The sequence below is a fragment of the Paraburkholderia sp. genome (genome assembly GCF_047605525.1).
In the GTDB taxonomy this organism is placed as follows: Bacteria; Pseudomonadota; Gammaproteobacteria; order Burkholderiales; family Burkholderiaceae; genus Paraburkholderia.
This window is the reverse complement of the sequence record NZ_JASGFN010000005.1, coordinates 314,675-334,552: the sequence shown is the minus strand read 5'-3', so window position 1 is coordinate 334,552 and position 19,878 is coordinate 314,675. Positions and strand designations below refer to the sequence as shown.

Genomic DNA, 19,878 nt, shown 5'->3' with positions numbered 1-19,878 from the left:
TTGTATCCGGCACGGAGAAACATCCCGGCGGGCGGGAGCGCGGGGGCGGTTACGAGCAGGCTCCACCGGCCGGTACAGCATTGGAGCAAGACACGATGCATACAGAGCTGAACCACGTCATGCCCTGGCGGATCGAGGACATTGACCTCACCCGCATTGACCGGCAGAAGGCCGCCGCGAACGAAGACCTGCTGCTGTTGCTGTGCGCGGCTTCGTTTATCGAAAGCGGTACCGATCTCTACACCAGCAATCTGAGTACGTTTTTCAACGGCGACCCCGAAGTCTCGGCCTGGCTCAACAACGAGTGGGAGCCCGAGGAAATGCAGCATGGCCGGGCGCTGAAGACCTATATCGCCTATGTGTGGCCCGAATTCGACTGGGACACCGCGTTTCGCAATTTTATGGACGAGTATTCGCTGACCTGCTCGGTCGAGGACTTCGAAAAGACCCGCGCGCTCGAAATGGTCGCGCGCTGCGTGGTCGAAACCGGCACGGCGACGCTTTATCGCGCGATTGGCGAATGTTCGGACGAGCCGGTGCTCAAGGAAATCACCGACAACATCCGCACCGACGAAGTCCGTCACTACAAGCACTTTTTCAAGTACTTCAAGAAGTACAACAGGATCGAGGGCAATGGCCGGCTCGCGGTGCTCGGCGCGCTGATGCGGCGCGTGATGGAGATCAAGAACGAGGATTCGGAGATCGCACTGCGGCATGTGTTCGCGATCCGCTATCCGGAGCGCGTGCACGATTCCGCCTATAACCGCGAGCGCGCGGCGCGTATCAATACGCTGGTGCGGCGCAATCTGTCCGCCGACATGTGCGTGAAGATGCTGCTCAAGCCGCTCGATCTGCCGGCGCGGATTCAGCCGGGCGTGCATTATCCGCTCGCGAAGATCACGCAGCATGTGTTCTTCCGCTGAAGCGGAACCGCTGCCGGCTTCGTGACCGATCCTTCATGCGCGCGCACGACGATGCGACAAAGCAAGGCCCGCCGATGCGGGCCTTGCTTCTTTCGAGGCATGATTGCGCGTTGCCTGCTTTGTTGTCTACTTCAACCGGACCGAGCGCATGAGCGATTCCTCCGACTCCTTACCTGTTTCGCCCCCGGCGCGTCCGCTCGAACAGAACGTGTTCGACGAATGGCCAGACAACGTGCGGGCGTTGTTCGACGGTTCGTCGCTCGCGGACAAGGTGGGCTTCACCGCGTCGCTACTCACCGTCGATACGAACGGCCACGTGCGCACGTCGCTGCTCGGCATCGGTGAGCTCTATGCGCCCGATTCGCGCACGCTGTGCATCGCGTTATGGCCGCGGGCGCGGGCGACGCGCGCGATCGCGCAAAGCGGTCGCGCCGCGTTGAGCTTCGTTTGCGATGCGGCGTTCTATCAGGTGCAGTTGCGCGCCGCGCCGTTGCCGCCCGTGGCTGGCGACGACAGCGGTCTCGTCTGTCTGATCGGCTCGATCGACGCAGGAGAAGCGCAGAGCGTGCGTTATGCGCGCCTGACAGGCGGCATCACGTTCGAACTGCAAGAAGAGGGGAGTGCGGTGCTCGACCGGTGGGAACGGCAGGTCGAGCATTTGAAGCGGGCCGCCGCCGCGCCCGGCCGTTAGTCCTTCGGAGCAGGACAGAACCGACGGGCGGCGAAGCGGCGACCTCGAACAGCGCGAGGCCGGGAGCGACGCTTAGCGGCCGCGTTCGCCGTTGCGCGACGGCTGCGGTCCACGCGGTGCATCGTTGCGCGCCTTCACGCCGCCGCCGAGCAGCGCGCCCGGATTGCCGTTGTGCGAGCGGTTGCCCTGCGGCTTGCGCGGCGCGTGATGCGCGGCGCCGCCGTCATGCGTCGCGGCGCGCGGACGATCGTCGTGACGTTGCCCGTCGCGGCGCGGCTGCCCGCCGTTGCCAGCCGGCTTCGCGCCTTGTCCCGTGCCGTTTCCAGAACCCTGCGCCGCGCGTTGCCCCGCGCCTTGCGCCGGCTTCGCCGCGGCGGCACCCGCAGCCGCTCCATCTCGCCGTCCCGCGCCTTGCCCCTGGCGCGGCGAACGCCCGCCGCCACCCTGGCTGCGTCGCTGGATCGGCTCCGGCTTCGCGCCCGGATCCGGCTCGAAACCGGCAATCACTTCCTGCGGGACCGGACGCTTGATCAGCTTCTCGATGTCCTTCAGCAACTGCAGTTCGTCGACGCACACGAGCGACACGGCCTCGCCGGTCGCGCCCGCGCGGCCCGTGCGGCCGATACGGTGCACATAGTCTTCCGGCACGTTCGGCAGATCGAAGTTGACCACGTGCGGCAGTTGATCGATATCGATGCCGCGCGCCGCGATGTCGGTCGCGACCAGCACCTGCAACGTGCCGTCCTTGAATTCGGCGAGCGCGCGCGTGCGCGCCGACTGGCTCTTGTTGCCGTGAATCGCGAGCGCGCTGATGCCGTCCTTCGTCAATTGCTCGGCGAGACGGTTCGCGCCGTGCTTGGTGCGCGTGAACACCAGCACCTGAAACCAGTTGTGCTGGCGGATCAGATGCGTGAGCAGTTCGCGCTTGCGGTCGCGATCCACCGGGTGAATCTTCTGCGCGACCGTTTCGGCCGTCGTATTGCGGCGCGCGACTTCGATCAGCGCCGGCGAGTCGAGCAGGCTGTCGGCGAGCGCCTTGATCTCGTCGGAGAAGGTTGCCGAGAACAGCAGGTTCTGACGCTTCGGCGGCAGCTTCGCGAGCACGCGCTTGATGTCGTGGATGAAGCCCATGTCGAGCATGCGGTCCGCTTCGTCGAGCACGAGGATCTCGAGGCGCGACAGGTCGATGGTCTTCTGTTGCATGTGATCGAGCAGACGGCCCGGCGTCGCGACGACGATATCGACGCCGTTCTTCAACGCGCCGATCTGCGGATTGATGCCGACGCCGCCGAACATCACGGTCGACTTCAGCTTCAGGTACTTGCCGTACGCGCGCACGCTTTCTTCGACCTGGGCGGCGAGTTCGCGCGTCGGCGTGAGGATCAGCGCGCGCACGACGCGTTTGCCGGCCGCGGCCGGCGGCATCGAATTCAGACGCTGCAGGATCGGCAGCGTGAAACCGGCGGTCTTGCCGGTGCCGGTTTGCGCGCCGGCGAGCAGATCGCCACCGTTGAGCACGGCGGGGATCGCCTGGGTCTGGATCGGAGTGGGGGTGGTGTAGCCGAGTTCGTGTACAGCACGGACCAGCGGTTCGGACAAGCCGAGGGAATCAAAAGACATAAAAGCTCTTTGCAATGCAGTTTCGCGAACGGCGCGCACGGGCCCAACAGGCCCACACGCGGCAAAACCGAAGCGGCATCGACACGCCCGCATGGCGCATTCGAGGCCGAAGCCCGGTTCCGTTCATGGAGAAATCGGCGGCACGTTCAGACATGTGCCGAATGTTTCAACGCGCTATGCAGACACGTTGACTGGCCTTAAGTTGCATTTCGCCGCCGTGGAATGTCACGCGACATAGCGCGCGACACTGACGAATTGACACAGACTGCCCGCCAGTACGAACAGGTGCCAGATACCATGCCCGTGGCGGATGCGCTCGTCGTTGATGAAAAAGTAGATGCCGGCGCTATAGATGACGCCGCCGGCCACGAGCCAGGCGGTCCCCGCCGCCGGTAACGCATGCAGCAGCGGGTGGACGGCTACGAGCGCGAGCCATCCCATCAGCACATACAGCACCATCGACACGCTGCGGGTGCGTCGCCCGAGCGTGAGTTCCTGCACGATGCCGAGGGCGGCGAGCCCCCAGCTTACGCCAAACAGCGACCAGCCCCACGGTCCGCGCAACGTGACGAGCGTGAACGGCGTGTAGCTGCCGGCGATCAGCAGGTAGATCGCCGCATGATCGCATTTCTGCAGAATCGCCTTCAGGCGGGGATGGCTAACACTGTGATAGAGCGTCGAAATCGCATACAGCACGAACAGCATCGCACCGTACACGCTGAAGCTGACCACCTTGTATGCATCGCCGGCGAGCGCGCCCATCGTCACGAGTGCCGCCAGCCCCGCCACCGACAGCACGGCGCCGACGAGATGGGTCATGCTGTTGAAACGCTCACCGACGGGCACGGCTCTTTCCTCCTGCGCGGTCTCACGAGGGGGACCGCAAACGCTAACGGGCCCACATGATACCGGTCCTGAAAAAACGAAGGGCGCGGCCGCGAAATTCGCAGGCCGCGCCCGGGGTGCGTCGAACGCCGCCTAGTCGAGCGGCGCCGAACGCAGGTCGGCCACCTGCTGCGGCGACACGGCGGTACCGTGGTTGCCCCAGGACATACGAATGTACGTCACGACCGCCGCGACTTCCTGATTCGACAGTGCTTGCGCGAACGGCGGCATGCCGTACGGATGCGGGTTCGCTTCCGTGCTCGGCGGATAACCGCCGTTCAGCACCATGCGGATCGGGTTGACCGCCGACGGCATCTGGATCGACGGGTTGTTCGCGAGCGGCGGAAACGCCGGCGGCATGCCGAGACCGTTCTCCGAATGGCACTTCGCGCAGTGGTCAGCGTAGATCTTCTGACCTTGCTTCAACAGTTCGCCACCGAACTTTTCCGAGGTTTCGAGCTGCAGCGGTTCCGGTGCTTCGCTCTTCTGCGGAATCGTCTTCAGGTACGTGGCCATCGCGTTGATGTCTTCGGGCGACAGATACTGCAGGCTGTTGTGAACCACTTCGGCCATCGGACCGAACACCGCGCCGCGGTTCGACACGCCGGTCTTCAGCAGATCGGCGATGTCCTGCAGTTCCCAGTCGCCGAGGCCGGCTTCGCGGTTCGACGTCAGCGACGGCGCGTACCAGTTCTGCAGCGGAATCAGGCCGCCCGCGAAGGCCGCCGAGTTGACCGGGCCACCCATCGCGTTGATCGACGTGTGGCACATGCCGCAGTGGCCGAGGCCTTCGACCAGGTACGCGCCGCGGTTCCATTCGACCGACTTGGTCGGATCCGGCTTGAACTCGCCTTCACGGAAGAACAGCGTGCGCCAGCCGATCAGCATGTTGCGCTGGTTGAACGGGAATTTCAGCTCGTGCGGACGGCTCGGCACGTTGACCGGCGTGACCGAGCGCAGGTACGCGTAGATCGCGTCCGAGTCGGCGCGCGTGACCTTCGTGTAGCTCGTGAACGGGAAGCCCGGATAAAGCAGGCTGCCGTCCTTCGAGCGGCCGGTGTGCATCGCGCGATAGAAGTCGTCCTGGGTCCACTTGCCGATGCCGTACTGGTCGTCCGGCGTGATGTTCGGCGTGAACATCGTGCCGAACGGCGTGGCCATCGGCAGGCCGCCGGCGAACGGCTTGCCGCCGCGCACCGTGTGGCAGGCGATACAGTCGCCGGCGCGGGCGAGGTACTCGCCTTTCTTGATCAGGTCGGCCTGGTCGGCGGGCGTTGCCGCCACGGCCGCGCCGCTGCTGTGCAGGTTGTCGCCGCCCGACCAGAGGACGGGAACGAGTGCGGCGGCCGCAACCACGACGACTGCCGAGAGGGCGAACAATGACTTGCGTTTCATGTGTGTGTTTCTCCCGGCGCCTTATTGCGGTTCGCTGCCGCAGGCAAGCGGAGTCTTCAACGAGCGGGCCGGAGCCGGCACGGGGTTTTGCGGAGCCTGCTGCGTGGAGAGCCAGGCCGCGACGGCATTCACGTCTTCGTCGGACAGGCGCGTGGCGATCGTGTGCATGCAGTCAGGCGCGATAGCGCGGCGCGTACCCGAGCGCCATGCGCCGAGCTGCGCGCTGATGTAGTCGGCGTGCAGGCCGACGAGACCCGGGATAGCCGGTTCCATGCCGGTCAGCGCCTTGCCGTGGCAGGCCGCGCAGGCGGGCACCTGCTTGGCGTCGTCGCCGTGCAGCACGATCTGCTGGCCGCGCGCGAGCGTGGCGGCCGACACGGTCGGCTTCGCCGGCGTCGGATACGGCGGGCGCTGCTGCGAGAAGAACGTGGCGATCTGGTGAAGGTAGTCGTCGGAGAGATAGGTGACGAGGTAGTTCATGGGCGGATACTTGCGACGCCCTTCGCGGAAGTTCTGCAACTGGTTGAACAGATAGTCCGCCGGCTTGCCCGCGAGGCGCGGGAAGTAGTCGTTGTCGGTACCTTGCCCATGCGAGCCGTGGCAGGCGGTGCAGCCTTGCACGCGCGCTTCCATCGTGTCGGGGGCCTTCGGTTGGGTCTGCGCTTTCGCAGCGCTATAGACACCCGCGGAGCCGATCAGCAGAAGAGCAAGCAACGGGCGGAAGAGGCGTCTTGAAGACACGCGTAACTCCATCAGAATCGGGGACCTGACCGAACTTCGAGCGGCTCGGTGTGAAGGACAGCCGTCGCTGCGGCGACGCAGCATTCTATCATCGAAGGGTGATGGTGACTATTTGCCGCATTAGAGACGGTTCCGGGTGTGACCGCCATGCGACAGTCTGTCGCCCGGGTAAGTGCGGGCTTGCGCCGGGGCATCGGTTGCTGTCATCGGTCGTTGTCTGTTGCGATTGCTCGCGGTATTCCGGATTGACAATCCGGCCGTATGGTCGAAGCCGCGCGGGCGCCCGCCACCCGATGCATTCGATAAAGTCGGGTTGAACCGATGCGCGCGCGGGCCATCGAAGCGTACACTTCCGGGCTCGCCGGCCGCCGTTCGACCCGCCGTTCGACCGCTGGCACGCGCCGCGCCCGGCCCTGTCCCGGTCTGTTCCCGTTCGTTCTCATCCGCTATCGGCCTTACATGAAGCTATTCGATTTTTCCTCTCCGGCGCTGCGTGCGTTGATGTCCGGTGCCGTCGCGCTGGCGGTGTCGTCGGGCGCGTTCGCGCATGCGCATCTGATCTCGAGCGTGCCGGCCGCGAACGCCGACGCCGTCGCGCCCACCGAAGTGACGATCCATTTCACCGAGCCGCTCGAGCCGGCCTTCAGCACGATCACGCTCGCCGATGCGAGCGGCAAGTCCGCGGTGGCGACGGCCTCCACGGTCGATAGCCAGGACGCCCGCACGATGCACCTCGCGCTCCCGCCACTGGACGCCGGCCGCTATGCGGTGCACTGGGTCGCGGTGGCCACCGACGGCCATCGCACGCAAGGCGACTTCGCGTTCAACGTCAAATGAACCTCGACGCACTATGGATCGGGCAGGTCGCAATGGCCGCGCTCATGAACGTCGCGTTTGGTTTCGCCGTGGGTTCGGCGCTGCTGGCCGCGTGGCTCGCGAAGGACGCGCGGCAGAGCGTGTCGCCGGCGCGTCCCGGATGGATGCGGGCGCGGCGGTCGATGCTCGCGGCCACCATCGTGCTGGTGCTCGCGGATCTCGGCTGGCTGCTGTATCAGACCGCGTCGATGAGCGGCGTCGCGTTGCCCTCGGCGTTTGGCGTGGTGCCGACCGTGCTCACGCAAACCCACGTCGGCTACGGCTGGAGCGTCGCGTTCGGCGGCGCGCTGGTGTTGCTCGGCACCGCGTTGAGCCACGGCACGGGCATGCTGCGCAACGCCTTGCTGTGGCTCGCGGTACTCGCGATCGCGGCGGGCAAGGCGTCGCTCGGACACGCGGCCGATGCCGGCGTGGTGTCGGCGGCGATCGGCATGCAGACGCTGCACGTGCTCGCGACGGGTGTGTGGGGCGGCCTCGCGATGGCTTCCGGGCTCGCGGTGCTGCCGGCGCTCGGCGCATCGACCGCGCGGGGCATGCTGATCCGCACGGCAACCCAGGTGTCGAACGTGTCGATCGTCGCGGTCGCGCTCGTGCTGGTGTCGGGCGTCTTCAACGCGGTGCGCGGTTCGGGCGGCTCGCTCGAAGCGATCGAGGCGAGCACATGGGGGCACGTGCTGATGCTCAAGCTCGTGCTGGTCGCGCTCGCGCTGGTGCTCGGCGGGCTGAACCGCATGTCGGCGCTGCCACGCCTGCGCCGCACCGCATCGACGATGGATGCGCATACGTTCGCCAACGTGCTGTATCTGGAAGCGCTCGTGATGATCGGCGTGTTCGTCGTCGCGGCCACGCTGTCGCATAGCGTGCCGGCGTTCGCGGCGCTCGGTTGAGCGCGCGGCCGTGGTGAGCGAGGTCCAGTGCTTGCCTGCCACGCTGCAACCTTGAGACATCGGCAGCGAAAACCCGCCGCATAAAAAAGCGCCGCACTTGAGGCACGTGCGGCGCAATACACACGGCCGCCTGGCGATGGCCAGCGCTCCGTTACTGCTCTGTTCAGGCAACGGGCGCGCGCTCGCGCGCCCGTTGCCGCGTTTCCGTCCGCTCCAGGGCCGGGTTCAGGTCCCGCTCACTCGAAGCCGAGCCGGTGGCCGAGAATCGGTGCGCAGAATAGCGCGATCGCGCAGCCCGCGGCCTTGCCTTCGAGTTCGGCGCCGGCCGCGCGCGTGCCGACCATATGCGTGAGCAAATCGAAAACCTGCGGCAGGCAGTACAGCACCGCCGCCGCGACAAAACATTTCCCGACCACTGAAATACGCCATCCGCGCTCGTACGCGAGCATCGCGCCGATCACACGCAGCACGCCGAACGCGACCAGCGCGCCGACCGCCGCCTGTTCGCGGATCAGATAGTCAGGAATGAATTCGCCCATCGTGTTCCCTGCCGCATGTGTTGTTTGCATGCATTTGAGCAAGGAGCGGATCATGCGTATGTCCGATACCCAACAAACGGCGCGCAAGCCTTTCCGGGCAAGGCTTTGCGAGAACAGGAGCGGGGTGAGGGGGAGCCCGGAGAACGCCTGTTAAACGCCTGTTGGCGCCGGTCGGGTCCGGGGTGTTACGTTACTGCGACGGCCCGCGCGTCACGTTGTCCGTAACGCGTGGACGGGGTAAAAGCACGCGGTTCACCTACGTGTTTGCGCGCGCCGCTGACGGGTGCGGCGCACGCGCTGTTCAACTCATCACCACTCGGCGACGCTGCCATCCGCGTGACGCCACACCGGATTACGCCAGCGATGACCGACCTTCGCCATCTCCCGCACCTTCTCTTCATTGACCTCGATGCCGAGTCCCGGCCCCTGCGGAATCGACACGAAGCCGTCTTCGTATTTGAAGACTTCCGGGTTCCTGATGTAATCGAGCAGGTCGTTGCCCTGGTTGTAGTGAATGCCGAGGCTCTGTTCCTGGATGAATGCGTTGTAGCTGACCGCGTCGATCTGCAGGCAGGTGGCGAGCGCGATCGGGCCGAGCGGGCAGTGCAGCGCGAGCGCGACGTCGTAGGCCTCGGCCATCGCCGCGATCTTGCGGCACTCGGTGATGCCGCCCGCGTGCGACGCGTCCGGCTGGATGATGTCGACGTAGCCGCCCGACAGGATGTGCTTGAAGTCCCAGCGCGAATACAGCCGCTCGCCGAGCGCGATCGGCGTGTTGGTCTGATTGACGATGTCGCGCAGCGCCTCGGCGTTCTCCGACAGCACCGGCTCCTCGATGAACAGCAGCTTGTACGGGTCGAGCTCCTTCGCGAGCACCTTCGCCATCGGCTTGTGCACGCGGCCGTGGAAGTCCACGCCGATGCCGATGTTCGGCCCGACCGCCTCGCGCACCGCCGCGACGTTGTTGATTACGCCTTGCACCTTGTCGAAGGTGTCGATGATCTGCAGCTCTTCCGAGCCGTTCATCTTGACGGCCTTGAAGCCGCGCTCGACCACCGCGCGCGCGTTGTTGGCGACGTCGCTCGGCCGGTCGCCGCCGATCCACGAGTAGACCTTGATTTTGTCGCGCACCTGACCGCCGAGCAGCGCGTGCACCGGCACGCCGTGATGCTTGCCCTTGATATCCCACAGCGCCTGGTCGACGCCGGCGATCGCGCTCATCGTGATCGGGCCGCCGCGGTAGAAGCCCGCGCGGTACATCACCTGCCAGTGGTCCTCGATCAGCAGCGGGTCCTTGCCGATCAGATAGTCCGCCAGCTCCTCGACCGCCGCGGCCACCGTATGCGCGCGGCCTTCCACCACCGGTTCGCCCCAGCCGACGATGCCTTCGTCGGTCTCGATCTTCAGGAAGCACCAGCGCGGCGGCACGATGAAGGTTTCGAGTCGGGTGATTTTCATGGTGTGCGTCTCCTTGCGGCCTCGGCGCCTGCAAAAAATTTCGGGGATTCACATGCTACCGCAAAAGCCCTTTTAAATACTATTAATAGTATTATTCGCCAAATAGTGGCGAGGCCGAACCGTCACTGCCGCCTCACCTGACCTTCAGCCGCCGGGAGAAAGCCATTCAGCACGATCTGCACGGGCGAGTCGCCCAACTGCTTGCGACCGCGATTCTGCGCGGCGACTACGCACCCGAATCGATCCTGCCGCGCGAGGCCGAGTTGATGGAGACGTTCGGCGTGAGCCGCACGGTGCTGCGCGAGGCGCTGCGCACGCTGACGTCGAAAGGGCTGATCGAATCGAGGCCGCGCGTCGGAACACGGGTGCGGCCGAAATCCGCGTGGAACCTGCTCGATGCCCATCTGCTCGACTGGTACTCGCGCGTGGCCGAGCCGTTCGCATTCGCGCTGAAACTGCAGGAAATGCGCGAAATGATCGAGCCGTATGCCGCCGGCCTCGCGGCCGTCTCGCACACCGACGAGACGTTGCACGCGCTCGCGGCCGCGCATGCGGCCATGGCGGCGGCGCGCAACGTCGACGAGTGGGTGCGTGCGGATTTGCAGTTTCATCTGAGTGTGCTCAGCGCGTGCAGCAACGAACTGCTGATTCCGCTCGGCGCGCTGATCGAGCGCACGCTCGAGGCGCAGTTGCGGCTCAACGCGAAACGCGCGGACGTGTTCAACGCGTCGCTCGCCGAGCATACGGCGGTGTTCGATGCGATCCGTACGCGCGATGCCGCCACGGCGTACGCGGCGATGGCATCGCTGCTCGGGGTGACGCGCGAGCGGATCGAAGGGTGACGTGGGCGGGCAGGCGGGCGGATAGCCCCACTCAATCCATCGCCGCATGCGCGACCGATGTGTCCGGCGCCTGGCGCGCCGGTCGGATCAACAGCAGCAGCGGAATCACGAGCAGCGTCGCTACGAACATCAGCTTGAAGTCGTTCAGATAGGCGACCATCGCCGCCTGCTGCGTGATCGACGCGTTCAGCGTCGCGATGTCGTAGTTCGAGCCGCTGCCGAGCATCGACTGGATCGCCGGATTGAACGCGGTCACGTTCGCCGCGAGGTCCGCGTGCGAGATCTGCGTGTTGCGCGTCATCAGCGTCTGCACGATCGAAATGCCGATACTGCTGCCGATGTTGCGCATCAGACTGTACGTCGCGGTGCCGTCCGCGCGCAGCTCGGGCGACAGCGTCGAGAACGTCAGCGCGGACAGCGGCACGAACACGAGACCGAGCCCGAAGCCCTGGATCACGCCGGGCCACACGATGTCCGACGGCGACAGCACGATCGTGTAATGCATCATCTGCCACAGCGCGAACGCCGAAATCAGGAAGCCCGCGAGCAGCAGCAGCCGTGCGTCGATGCGCCTCAGGAGCCGCCCGGCGATCAGCATCGCGACCATCGTGCCGGCGCCGCTCGGCGCGGTGACGAGCCCGGTGGTCGCGACCGGATAGCCCATCAGGTTCTGCAGCATCGGCGGCAGCAACGCGCGTGTCGCATACATGACCGCGCCGATCACGAAGATGAAGAGCGTGCCGGTCGCGAAGTTCGGGTCCTTCAGCAACTGATACTTGAAGAACGAGTCCTTGCCGATCGTCGCCGTATGCACGAGAAAGAACGCGAAGCTGATCGCCGCGACGAGCGCTTCGATGACGATCTCGGTCGACGAAAACCAGTCGAGCTGTTCGCCGCGATCGAGCAGCGCCTGCAATGCGCCGATCGCGAGGCCGAGCGTGATGAAGCCGAACGCGTCGAACTTCACGTCGTGCTTCGGCTCGCGCGTCGGCAGGAAGGTCGCGACGCCGAACAGCGCGAACGCGCCGATCGGCACGTTGATGAAGAACACCCAGCGCCAGTTGTAGCTGTCGGTGAGCCAGCCGCCGAGCGTCGGGCCGAGAATCGGCCCGACCATCACGCCCATGCCCCACACGGCCATCGCCTGGCCCTGCTTCTCGCGCGGGTTGATATCGAGCAGGATCGACTGCGACAGCGGCACCAGCGACGCGCCGAAAATACCTTGCAACAGACGCGACAGCACGATCTGCGGCAGCGTCTCCGACAGCCCGCACAGCGCGGACGCCACCGTGAAGCCGCCGATCGCGATCAGCAGCAGGCGTTTCACGCTGAGGCGATCCGACAGCCAGCCGGTGAGCGGCGTGGCGATCGCGGCGGCGACGATATAGGAGGTCAGCACCCACGTGATCTCGTCCTGCGACGCGGACAGCGTGCCTTGCATATGCGGCAGCGCCACGTTGGCGATCGTGCTGTCGAGCGTCTGGATCAGCGTCGCGAGCATGATCGAGATCGTGATCATCGGCCGGTTGAGCGGCATGGCGGCGCTCGCCGACGAGGGGGTGGAGGACATGAAGGGCGGGGGTTGTCGATATCGTAAGCATGCTTATTATATCGGCCGCGCGCGAATGCGCCATCGGGAGTTGTGCTGAGGCTGAAACGCATGCGCGGCCGTGCTGCAACGGGAGGGGCTTCCGTATAATCCGCGCATGAAAACCCAATTCGAAGAGCGCTTCGGCTTTCTGATTTCCGACGTCGGCCGTCTGACGGGCAAGCGTTTCGACGATCTCGCGAAATCGTCAGTCGATCTGACGCGCGCGCAGTGCCGTGTGCTGGCTTACCTCGGCCATTACGGCGACATCAATCAGGCGCGGCTCGCGGATCTGCTCGAGGTCGCGCCGATCTCGGCGGGCCGGCTGCTCGACCGGATGGAGGAGGGCGGCTGGATCGAGCGGACCGCGAATCCGCAGGACCGCCGCGAGCGCCAGGTGCGTATGACGCCGAAGGCCGAACGCACGCTAGGCAAGGCGCGCAAGGTCGGCGACGAAGTCGCGCTCGAGGCGCTCAATGGTTTTAGCGAGGAAGAAGCGGCGCAACTGATCGCGCTGTTGCAGCGGGTGCGCGGCAATCTGAGCCGGCTGGTGGATCGGTGAAGCGCCGCGATGGCCGCGCGACGCCGATGGTGCTCGCCGGGATCGCGCATCCAGTTCGGATAACGCGTTTGCCCAGCCAACACGCTATTTCGATTCCGACGCCGGCGCGCCGCCGCTCGGCGGTACCAGTTCGTAACAGGCCGGCGCCGCGGCCGCTCTCGTTTTCGCCTCGGGCTGCTGCGGGTCGATGCATTTGAACGCGCTCTGATCGCGCTGCACGAAGATCGTGTCGGCCGGGCCGGCATTGCCGCGCACGCCGTTGACGACGGCGACGATCCGGTAGCCGTCCTGCAGCAGCGTCGCGAGCGTGAGGGGGCTGGCGCGCCACTGGCTGTCGGATGAAGCCGGGGTTTGGGCCTGGGCGGGGAGCGTCGCGGCGGCGAGCAGCGCGAGAGAAACGGTGGCGGCAGTGGCGGTGGGGCGAAACGTCATCGGTGAACCTCCTCGAAGTTGCGCTTCTCGACCCCAAGGCGGGATCCGAAGCGTCTGTCAGGCGGTTAGAGACCAGCCCGTCGATCGAGTTCAGCAACCCGCTTGCCTGCTCACCTTCACCTGTTCACTCAGGCGCGGGTGCCGCGCTCATCGGCGAGCCAGGCCCGCCATCCGCCGAATCCGGAGATGTCCGTCGCGCGCTGCACCGCATAGGGTTCGCACAGGAAGCCGGTAATCCACGAGCCGTCCACGAGTTCGACTTTCCCCAGCACGAGCGGAGAGGGCACGGTCGCAATGAATGAACCGAACTCGGAACTGGGCATCTCCCACACTTCGACCGCGATCTTGACGCCGCGATCTTTTGCGTCGTCTTTTACGTCGTCGGCTATGCGCCACATGCCGGGGCGTCGCGTGCCATCCGCCGACGCGGGCAGCGCCGCCAACCGGTAGCGCGCGGCGGTATGCGTGGCTTGCACAAGATGCGCGCCTCGCGCAACCAGATCCCGATTGAGCGGCAAACCCTGCATGTGCGCGCCGCAGACCGCAATCCGCATCCGGTCATTGGTCGCCGTCCGCCGCTCGCCAGGCCTGTTCGTTTGACCGCCGACGCATGTCAGCGCGCTCGTTCGTTGCAGCAGGTCGGCCACACCCAACAGATACTGATCGGTAAATGCGCGGCCGAAAACGGTCACGCCCCAGGGCAGGCCGTTCTTCATGAAGCCGGTCGGTGTCGCGACGGCGGCGTAGTCCAGCAGATTCATGAAGTTCGTGTAGTAGCCGAGCAGGGAATTCGGGCCGACAGGATCGCGCTCCAACTCGTCGAGCGTCACGGGACGCGGATACGTGGGAGTCAGCACGAAATCCAGCGACTCGATCGATACGTCGCAGATGGCCTTCAATTCCCGCAGGCGATACTGCGCGCGAAATAGCTCGACCGCGCTGGCGGCGGGCGCCTTCGCCAGTACATTGCGAATGACAGGCAGTACCGCGTCGGGCTCCGTCGTCATCAATTCGCCCGCCACGCTGTAACGTTCGGCGACCCACGGACCCTGATAGAGCAGCCTGGCCGCTTCGACGAACGGCTCGAAGTCGATTTCGACCGCTGTGCCGCCCGCCTCTTCGAGCAACGCGCGCGCCTTCGCGAATAACGCCGGGCTCTCGGGGCAGCCGGCGAATTCCAGTTGCGCCGGCACGCCGAAGCGAAAGGCGGCCGGCGTGCCGAACGCGCGCGCGGTATTCCACTGCGGATTCCCGCGACTGTACGCATCGCGAGGATCGGCGCGCGCGGTCAACGCAAGAAGCTCGCTGGCTTCCTCCGCGCTCGCCGTGAAAAACGTCACGCAATCGAGGGTGCGGCAGGCGGGCACCACACCCGCGGTGGACAACACGCCTCTGGTCGGCTTGAGTCCGACCAGATTGTTCAGCGCGGCGGGCACGCGGCCGGAACCGGCGGTGTCGGTACCCAGCGCAAAGCTCGCGACACCGAGTGCGACCGCCAGCGCCGAACCCGCGCTCGAACCGCCCGACGGATAGTCGGGATGCACGCTGTTGCGGCACTTTCCGTACGGCGAACGCGTGCCGTTGAGACCGGTCGCGAACTGATCGAGATTGGTCTTGCCGAGCGGTATCGCGCCGAGTGCGATCAGTTGCGCGACGAGCGTGGCGGGCTCCGAAGGCGTGTACGCGAATGCGGGACACGCGGCCGTCGTCGGGATGCCGGCGAGGTCGATGTTGTCCTTGATCGCGAATGGAATGCCATAGAGCGGCAGGTTTTCGATGCCCTGCTTTTCGATCCAGTCGAGATACGGCGCGACTTCTTCACGGGTCAGAAGATGGATGAAAAGATTGAACCCGGGATTCAGCGTCGCGGCCTTGTCGAGCAGTTCGGCGACGAGCTTGCGCGGCGTGAGGGTCCCCGCGCGGTAGGCGGCGCGAAGTGTCGGGAGACGCAGATCGAATGACGGCATGGTGGTCCATCCGGATATCGGGTGAGGTTCTGGTGATGTTTAGCGTTCGATGACGGCAACACGCTGCCCCGCGCGCACCGGCGACCCCGGTGCCACGTAGATCTGGCCGACGGTTCCGGCGCACGGCGCGCACACGGAAATTTCCATCTTCATTGACTCGATGACAAGCAGCACGTCGCCCGCATCGACCGACTCCCCTGGCTTCACCTTGACCTGCCACAGGCTGCCGGCAATTTCGCTGTCCACCGCGACTTCGCCGTCTTCCAGCGGAGCCAGTCGAGTGTCTTCCTCGACCGGCGCGTCGAAGCTGTCTTCGGATGCGCCCGCTTCGCGCCACCGCTCGCGCTCCGCCTGGAACGCCGCGCGTTGCCGCGCACGGAACGCGTCGATACTGGCCGCTTCGCCGGAGAGAAACGCCTGATAGTCCGCGAGAGAAAGCCCGGTTTCGTCGATCCGCAGCGGATAGCGTCCAAGCGGGAAATCCGCGCGGATGCGCAGCAGTTCGTCGGCCGATACTTCGTAGAAGCGGATCTGATCGAAGAAGCGCAGCAGATAATGCTGCCCGGCGAAGTCCGCGGTCTTGCGATAGCGATTCCACATCTGCAGCGTGCGGCCGACGAATTGATAGCCGCCGGGACCTTCCATCCCATACACGCACAGATACGCGCCGCCGATACCGACCGAGTTCTCCGCGGTCCAGGTGCGCGCCGGGTTGTACTTGGTCGTCACCAGCCGGTGCCGCGGGTCGAGCGGCGTCGCGACCGGTGCGCCGAGGTACACGTCGCCGAGGCCCATCACGAGATAGCTCGCGTCGAAGACGATCTGCCTGACCGCGTCGATGGAGTCGAGGTCGTTGACGCGGCGAATGAATTCGAGGTTGCTCGGGCACCACGGCGCATCCTTGCGCACGGTGGTCATGTATTTTTCGATCGCGAGCCGGCACGCCGGGTCGTCCCACGACAGCGGCAAATGCACGACTCGCGACGGCACGCGCAAGTCCTTGTGCAGCAGAACCTCATCCCACGCGTGCGCGACGAGGTCGAGCAGGCGGGCGAGCGGCAGGTCCTCCGGCCGGTAGTGAACCTGTAGCGAGCGAATTCCGGGCGTCAGGTCGATAACGCCCGCAAGCGCCATCGCTTCAAGAGACTGCATCAGCGCGTGCCCCCGGAACCGCGACACGAGGTCGAGTTCCGCCGGTCCGATTTCGAGCAGCAGATGCGTGTCGCCGGACACGCGCGCGACGAGCCGTTCGCGGTCCGAGCCGGTATCGAGAACCACCGGCGAGGTCAGCGCGGCTCCCGTGTTCTCTGGCGCGTTTCGCCCGATCTCGAGATTCTCGAGGCTCTCGAGCTCGCGAAGACGCTGACGCGCGGCTTCGCGCGCCGCATCGATCCCGACGGGCACGAAGCGAATCCTGTCGCCCGCTTTCAATTGGCCGATCTGCCACAGGTCCGCCTCGATGATCGTCACCGGACACACGAAGCCGCCGAGGCTGGGGCCATCGGGGCCGAGAATCACGGGCATGTCGCCGGTGAAGTCGACGGCGCCGACCGCGTAGGGATTGTCGTGGATGTTCGATGGATGCAGCCCCGCCTCGCCGCCGTCTTCGCGCGCCCATTCGGGCTTCGGTCCGATCAGGCGTACGCCGGTGCGGCTGGAGTTGAAGTGGATCTTCCACTCGGTGTCGAGAAGCCGTTCGATATAGCGGGCGCTGAAGTATTCGGGCGCGCCGTGCGGGCCGTAAATCACGCGCAGGGTTCGCACGCTTGCGAGCTTCGGCACGTCGGCGAGCGCCGCGCCGGCCCGCGCGTTGTCGAGCGGATAGAGGTGCAGCACGTCGCCCGCGCGGATCGCGCGGCCGCCGTGTCCGCCGAACTGGCCGAGCGTGAACGTGCTGCGGCTGCCGAGATATTCGGCGACATCGAAGCCGCCGCGCACGCACAGATAGGCGCGCGCGCCGGCGCCGCGGATCGTGCCGAGTGCGAGCGTCGAACCAGCCGGAACATGGAAGCTCGTGTTCAACGGTTGCGCGACGTCGTCGAGCAGCACGGGAATTTGCGCGCCCGTAATCGCGATCACGGCGTCGGTGTTAAAGCGCAGCGTCGGCCCGCTCATCGTGACTTCGAGCGCGGCGGCGTCGGCCGCGTTGCCGAGCAGGCGATTGCCGAGCCGCATCGCGCGATCGTCCATCGGACCCGACGGCGGGATGCCGACCGCCCAATAGCCGAGCCGGCCAGGATAGTCCTGCACCGTCGTTTGCGTGCCGCCGCTGACGACTTCGACCGTCGTGGCCCGATACCCGAGACCTTCGAGACATCGTGTCCACGGTTCGCCCGACGCAAACGGCGGGTCGTTCAGGATCTGGCGCAGATAGTCGCGATTCGTTTCGACGCCATAGAGCCGCGTGTTTTGCAATGCATTGCCGAGCGCAACGCGCGCTTCGTCGCGAGTCGGCGACCACGCGATCACTTTCGCGAGCATCGGGTCGAAGTACGGCGGCACCTCGCAGCCGGCCTCGATCCAGGTGTCGATGCGCAGCGCGCTGCCGTCCGCGGGCGGGAATGCGACATCGGTCAGCAGGCCGGGACTCGGTTTGAAATCGCGCCCCGGATCTTCCGCGTAGAGCCGGGCCTGAATCGCATGCCCGCGCGGCGTCAGATTCGCTGCGAGTTCCTTCAGCGGCGCGAGCGTGCCGGCCGCGAGTTCGATCATCCAACGCACGAGGTCGACGCCCCACACCTGTTCGGTGACGCCGTGCTCGACCTGCAAACGCGTGTTGACTTCGAGGAAATAGAACCGTTGCGCGGCGCTGTCGTACACGAATTCGACGGTGCCGGCGGAGCGATAGTCGACCGCCTTCGCGAGCTTGACCGCGGCCTCGCACAACGCGGCCGCAATGCCTTCCGGCAGGCAGGGCGCGGGTGTTTCCTCGAGCACCTTCTGATTGCGCCGCTGCACCGAGCAGTCACGCACGCCGAGCGCGATCGCGTCGCCCTGGCCGTCGCCGAATACCTGCACTTCCAGATGTCGCGCGCGTTCGATGTACTTCTCCAGAAACACGCCGGCATCGCTGAAGTTGTTCTCGCCGAGGCGCTTGACCGCGTCGAAATGGGCGCCGAGTTCGTCGGCGTTCCAGCACACCCGCATGCCGATTCCCCCGCCGCCCGCGGTGCTTTTCAGCATCACCGGATAGCCGATGGTACGCGCGGCTTCGAGCGCCGCCGGCAGATCATCGAGCAACCCGGTGCCGCTGAGCATCGGCACGCCTTCGTGGGCCGCGATTTCGCGGGCGGTGTGCTTGAGACCGAACGCGCGCAACTGCGCGGGCGTCGGTCCGATGAATGCGATGCCGGCCGCTTCGCATGCTTCGCCGAAAGCCGCGTTCTCCGATAGAAAGCCATAGCCGGGATGGATCGCCTGCACGCGTTCGCGGCGCGCAATCTCGAGGATCTTCGCCGTGTCGAGATAAGTCGTTGCCGCCGGCCCGTCGCCCAGGCCATGCGCGACGGGCGCTTCGCTCACGTGACGGCTGGCCCGGTCGGCTTCCGCGTAGATCGCGACGCCGGTGACATCGAGCTCGCGCAGCGTTCGAAGAATGCGGCACGCGATAGCGCCGCGATTGGCGATCAGAATCTTCTCGAACATGGAAGGTGTCTTGATTCGGAGGCGGGCCGTCCCGCCGTGGGATGTGCCGGCCATGGTCGTCCACGGCCGAAGTCGCGTTAGCGAGGTACTCGAGTCAGCCGTTCGCGCGTGACGGTGATGCATCGTCCCGAGCGAACCAGCATGATGAAAAAGAGCCAGCTGCGAATACGCGTCAGTTCCATATCAGCAGCTCCGCGGGCGTGGGGTTGTACGCGTTGCACGGATTGTTCAACTGCGGGCAATTCGAAATCAGCACGATGACGTCCATCTCGGCGCGCAACTCGACGTACTTGCCCGGCGCGGAAATGCCGTCTTCGAACGTGAGTCCGCCTTCGGCCGTCACCGGCACGTTCATGAAGAAGTTGACGTTCGCGCCGAGGTCCCGCTTCGACAGACGCCCGTCATGCGCGCACGCACGCAGGAAGTTGTCGCGGCAGCTATGCATGTAGCGCTTCTCCAGTGCATAGCGCACCGTATTGCTCTCCTGCGCGCAGGCGCCGCCGAGCGTGTCGTGACGGCCGCAGGTGTCGGCGACGATCGTCAGCATCGGATTGCCGAGGTTCGAATACAGCACGGAACCCGACGTCAGATAGACGCGCTTTTGCCGGCGCAGCGTGCGTTGCGCGTCGAAACGCTCGCGCCGGTCGGCGAGACTGTAGAACAGCGTATCGACCGACTGATTGCCTTCCAGATCGACGATGCGCAGCGTTTGGCCGGCCTTCACTTCGTGAAGCCACGGTTCTCCCGCGGCGAGCGTTTCGCGATAGGCCGCGTTTTCAGCGCGTTTTTCGCTGACGGTAAGCGTGCTGGTCATGGTTCGGTCTGCC

At 65.7% G+C, this 19,878-nt stretch carries 17 protein-coding genes; 6 read left to right on the top strand and 11 right to left on the bottom strand.

All coding sequences use genetic code 11. The features are described 5' to 3' along the window. Positions 1–95: 95 nt before the first annotated feature. Positions 96–923, top strand: a complete 828-nt coding sequence (locus QM685_RS10150; protein WP_415115310.1) for a ferritin-like domain-containing protein — start codon at positions 96–98, stop codon at positions 921–923. Positions 924–1,071: 148 nt separating this feature from the next. After that, positions 1,072–1,614, top strand: coding sequence for a hypothetical protein (locus QM685_RS10145; RefSeq protein ID WP_415115308.1), 543 nt, complete (start codon positions 1,072–1,074; stop codon positions 1,612–1,614). 72 nt (positions 1,615–1,686) lie between these two features. Here QM685_RS10145 and QM685_RS10140 read toward each other — a convergent pair whose 3' ends face one another. The 4 genes from QM685_RS10140 to QM685_RS10125 form a co-directional block, all read right to left on the bottom strand. Continuing rightward, positions 1,687–3,234, bottom strand: a complete 1,548-nt coding sequence (locus tag QM685_RS10140) for a DEAD/DEAH box helicase (protein ID WP_415115306.1) — start codon at positions 3,232–3,234, stop codon at positions 1,687–1,689. Positions 3,235–3,459: 225 nt separating this feature from the next. Beyond that, the gene (gene trhA, locus QM685_RS10135) at positions 3,460–4,080 is read right to left on the bottom strand and encodes a PAQR family membrane homeostasis protein TrhA (protein ID WP_415115304.1); all 621 of its coding nucleotides are present in this window, start codon (positions 4,078–4,080) and stop codon (positions 3,460–3,462) included. A 132-nt stretch (positions 4,081–4,212) separates the two neighbouring features. Then, positions 4,213–5,514, bottom strand: a complete 1,302-nt coding sequence (locus tag QM685_RS10130; protein ID WP_415115302.1) for a c-type cytochrome — start codon at positions 5,512–5,514, stop codon at positions 4,213–4,215. A gap of 21 nt (positions 5,515–5,535) precedes the next feature. Further along, entirely contained in the window at positions 5,536–6,267 is a 732-nt protein-coding gene (locus QM685_RS10125) for a c-type cytochrome (RefSeq protein ID WP_415115300.1), read from the bottom strand. Between the two features lie 447 nt (positions 6,268–6,714). Here QM685_RS10125 and copC point away from each other — a divergent pair, with 447 nt between their 5' ends. Further along, a complete protein-coding gene (gene copC, locus QM685_RS10120) occupies positions 6,715–7,092 on the top strand; it encodes a copper homeostasis periplasmic binding protein CopC (RefSeq protein WP_415115298.1) in 378 nt (125 codons plus the stop codon). Beyond that, positions 7,089–8,018 (top strand): CopD family protein, encoded by a 930-nt coding sequence (locus tag QM685_RS10115; protein WP_415115296.1) that lies wholly within the window; start codon positions 7,089–7,091, stop codon positions 8,016–8,018. Before copC ends, QM685_RS10115 begins: the two co-directional genes overlap by 4 nt. A 236-nt stretch (positions 8,019–8,254) precedes the next feature. Here the strand turns inward: QM685_RS10115 and QM685_RS10110 are convergent, their stop codons facing one another. Both QM685_RS10110 and dgoD read right to left on the bottom strand, forming a co-directional pair. Continuing rightward, the gene (locus tag QM685_RS10110; RefSeq protein ID WP_415115405.1) at positions 8,255–8,557 is read right to left on the bottom strand and encodes a hypothetical protein; all 303 of its coding nucleotides are present in this window, start codon (positions 8,555–8,557) and stop codon (positions 8,255–8,257) included. Between the two features lie 309 nt (positions 8,558–8,866). After that, the gene (dgoD, locus tag QM685_RS10105) at positions 8,867–10,015 is read right to left on the bottom strand and encodes a galactonate dehydratase (protein ID WP_415115294.1); all 1,149 of its coding nucleotides are present in this window, start codon (positions 10,013–10,015) and stop codon (positions 8,867–8,869) included. A gap of 137 nt (positions 10,016–10,152) precedes the next feature. Between dgoD and QM685_RS10100 the strand changes: the two genes are divergently transcribed. Continuing rightward, positions 10,153–10,857, top strand: a complete 705-nt coding sequence (locus QM685_RS10100; protein ID WP_415115403.1) for a FadR/GntR family transcriptional regulator — start codon at positions 10,153–10,155, stop codon at positions 10,855–10,857. A 31-nt stretch (positions 10,858–10,888) separates the two neighbouring features. On the opposite strand, the gene QM685_RS10095 is transcribed toward QM685_RS10100, so the two are convergent. Further along, on the bottom strand, positions 10,889–12,427 hold the full coding sequence (locus QM685_RS10095) for a DHA2 family efflux MFS transporter permease subunit (RefSeq protein ID WP_415115292.1): 1,539 nt from the start codon (positions 12,425–12,427) through the stop codon (positions 10,889–10,891). A 136-nt stretch (positions 12,428–12,563) separates the two neighbouring features. Between QM685_RS10095 and QM685_RS10090 the strand changes: the two genes are divergently transcribed. Next, on the top strand, positions 12,564–13,007 hold the full coding sequence (locus QM685_RS10090; RefSeq protein WP_415115290.1) for a MarR family winged helix-turn-helix transcriptional regulator: 444 nt from the start codon (positions 12,564–12,566) through the stop codon (positions 13,005–13,007). An 84-nt stretch (positions 13,008–13,091) separates the two neighbouring features. Here QM685_RS10090 and QM685_RS10085 read toward each other — a convergent pair whose 3' ends face one another. The 4 genes from QM685_RS10085 to QM685_RS10070 all read right to left on the bottom strand — a co-directional run bounded on the left by QM685_RS10085 (position 13,092) and on the right by QM685_RS10070 (position 19,865). Continuing rightward, a complete protein-coding gene (locus QM685_RS10085; RefSeq protein WP_415115288.1) occupies positions 13,092–13,439 on the bottom strand; it encodes a hypothetical protein in 348 nt (115 codons plus the stop codon). Between the two features lie 128 nt (positions 13,440–13,567). Continuing rightward, complete coding sequence (gene atzF, locus QM685_RS10080) at positions 13,568–15,406, bottom strand: allophanate hydrolase (protein ID WP_415115286.1); 1,839 nt, start codon at positions 15,404–15,406, stop codon at positions 13,568–13,570. Between the two features lie 39 nt (positions 15,407–15,445). Further along, on the bottom strand, positions 15,446–19,051 hold the full coding sequence (gene uca / locus QM685_RS10075) for an urea carboxylase (protein ID WP_415115284.1): 3,606 nt from the start codon (positions 19,049–19,051) through the stop codon (positions 15,446–15,448). 172 nt (positions 19,052–19,223) lie between these two features. Further along, the gene (locus QM685_RS10070) at positions 19,224–19,865 is read right to left on the bottom strand and encodes an urea amidolyase associated protein UAAP2 (protein ID WP_415115282.1); all 642 of its coding nucleotides are present in this window, start codon (positions 19,863–19,865) and stop codon (positions 19,224–19,226) included. Between the last annotated feature and the right edge of the window lie 13 nt (positions 19,866–19,878).

Excerpts from the sequence above, each read along its gene's own strand:
- QM685_RS10130 (WP_415115302.1), bottom strand. The coding sequence starts at position 5,514 with ATGAAACGCAAGTCATTGTTCGCCCTCTCGGCAGTCGTCGTGGTTGCG.
- dgoD (WP_415115294.1), bottom strand. The coding sequence starts at position 10,015 with ATGAAAATCACCCGACTCGAAACCTTCATCGTGCCGCCGCGCTGGTGC.
- QM685_RS10090 (WP_415115290.1), top strand. The coding sequence starts at position 12,564 with ATGAAAACCCAATTCGAAGAGCGCTTCGGCTTTCTGATTTCCGACGTC.
- QM685_RS10095 (WP_415115292.1), bottom strand. The coding sequence starts at position 12,427 with ATGTCCTCCACCCCCTCGTCGGCGAGCGCCGCCATGCCGCTCAACCGG.
- QM685_RS10110 (WP_415115405.1), bottom strand. The coding sequence starts at position 8,557 with ATGGGCGAATTCATTCCTGACTATCTGATCCGCGAACAGGCGGCGGTC.
- QM685_RS10140 (WP_415115306.1), bottom strand. The coding sequence starts at position 3,234 with ATGTCTTTTGATTCCCTCGGCTTGTCCGAACCGCTGGTCCGTGCTGTA.
- uca (WP_415115284.1), bottom strand. The coding sequence starts at position 19,051 with ATGTTCGAGAAGATTCTGATCGCCAATCGCGGCGCTATCGCGTGCCGC.
- QM685_RS10125 (WP_415115300.1), bottom strand. The coding sequence starts at position 6,267 with ATGGAGTTACGCGTGTCTTCAAGACGCCTCTTCCGCCCGTTGCTTGCT.
- QM685_RS10145 (WP_415115308.1), top strand. The coding sequence starts at position 1,072 with ATGAGCGATTCCTCCGACTCCTTACCTGTTTCGCCCCCGGCGCGTCCG.
- QM685_RS10070 (WP_415115282.1), bottom strand. The coding sequence starts at position 19,865 with ATGACCAGCACGCTTACCGTCAGCGAAAAACGCGCTGAAAACGCGGCC.
- atzF (WP_415115286.1), bottom strand. The coding sequence starts at position 15,406 with ATGCCGTCATTCGATCTGCGTCTCCCGACACTTCGCGCCGCCTACCGC.
- QM685_RS10085 (WP_415115288.1), bottom strand. The coding sequence starts at position 13,439 with ATGACGTTTCGCCCCACCGCCACTGCCGCCACCGTTTCTCTCGCGCTG.
- copC (WP_415115298.1), top strand. The coding sequence starts at position 6,715 with ATGAAGCTATTCGATTTTTCCTCTCCGGCGCTGCGTGCGTTGATGTCC.
- QM685_RS10150 (WP_415115310.1), top strand. The coding sequence starts at position 96 with ATGCATACAGAGCTGAACCACGTCATGCCCTGGCGGATCGAGGACATT.
- QM685_RS10115 (WP_415115296.1), top strand. The coding sequence starts at position 7,089 with ATGAACCTCGACGCACTATGGATCGGGCAGGTCGCAATGGCCGCGCTC.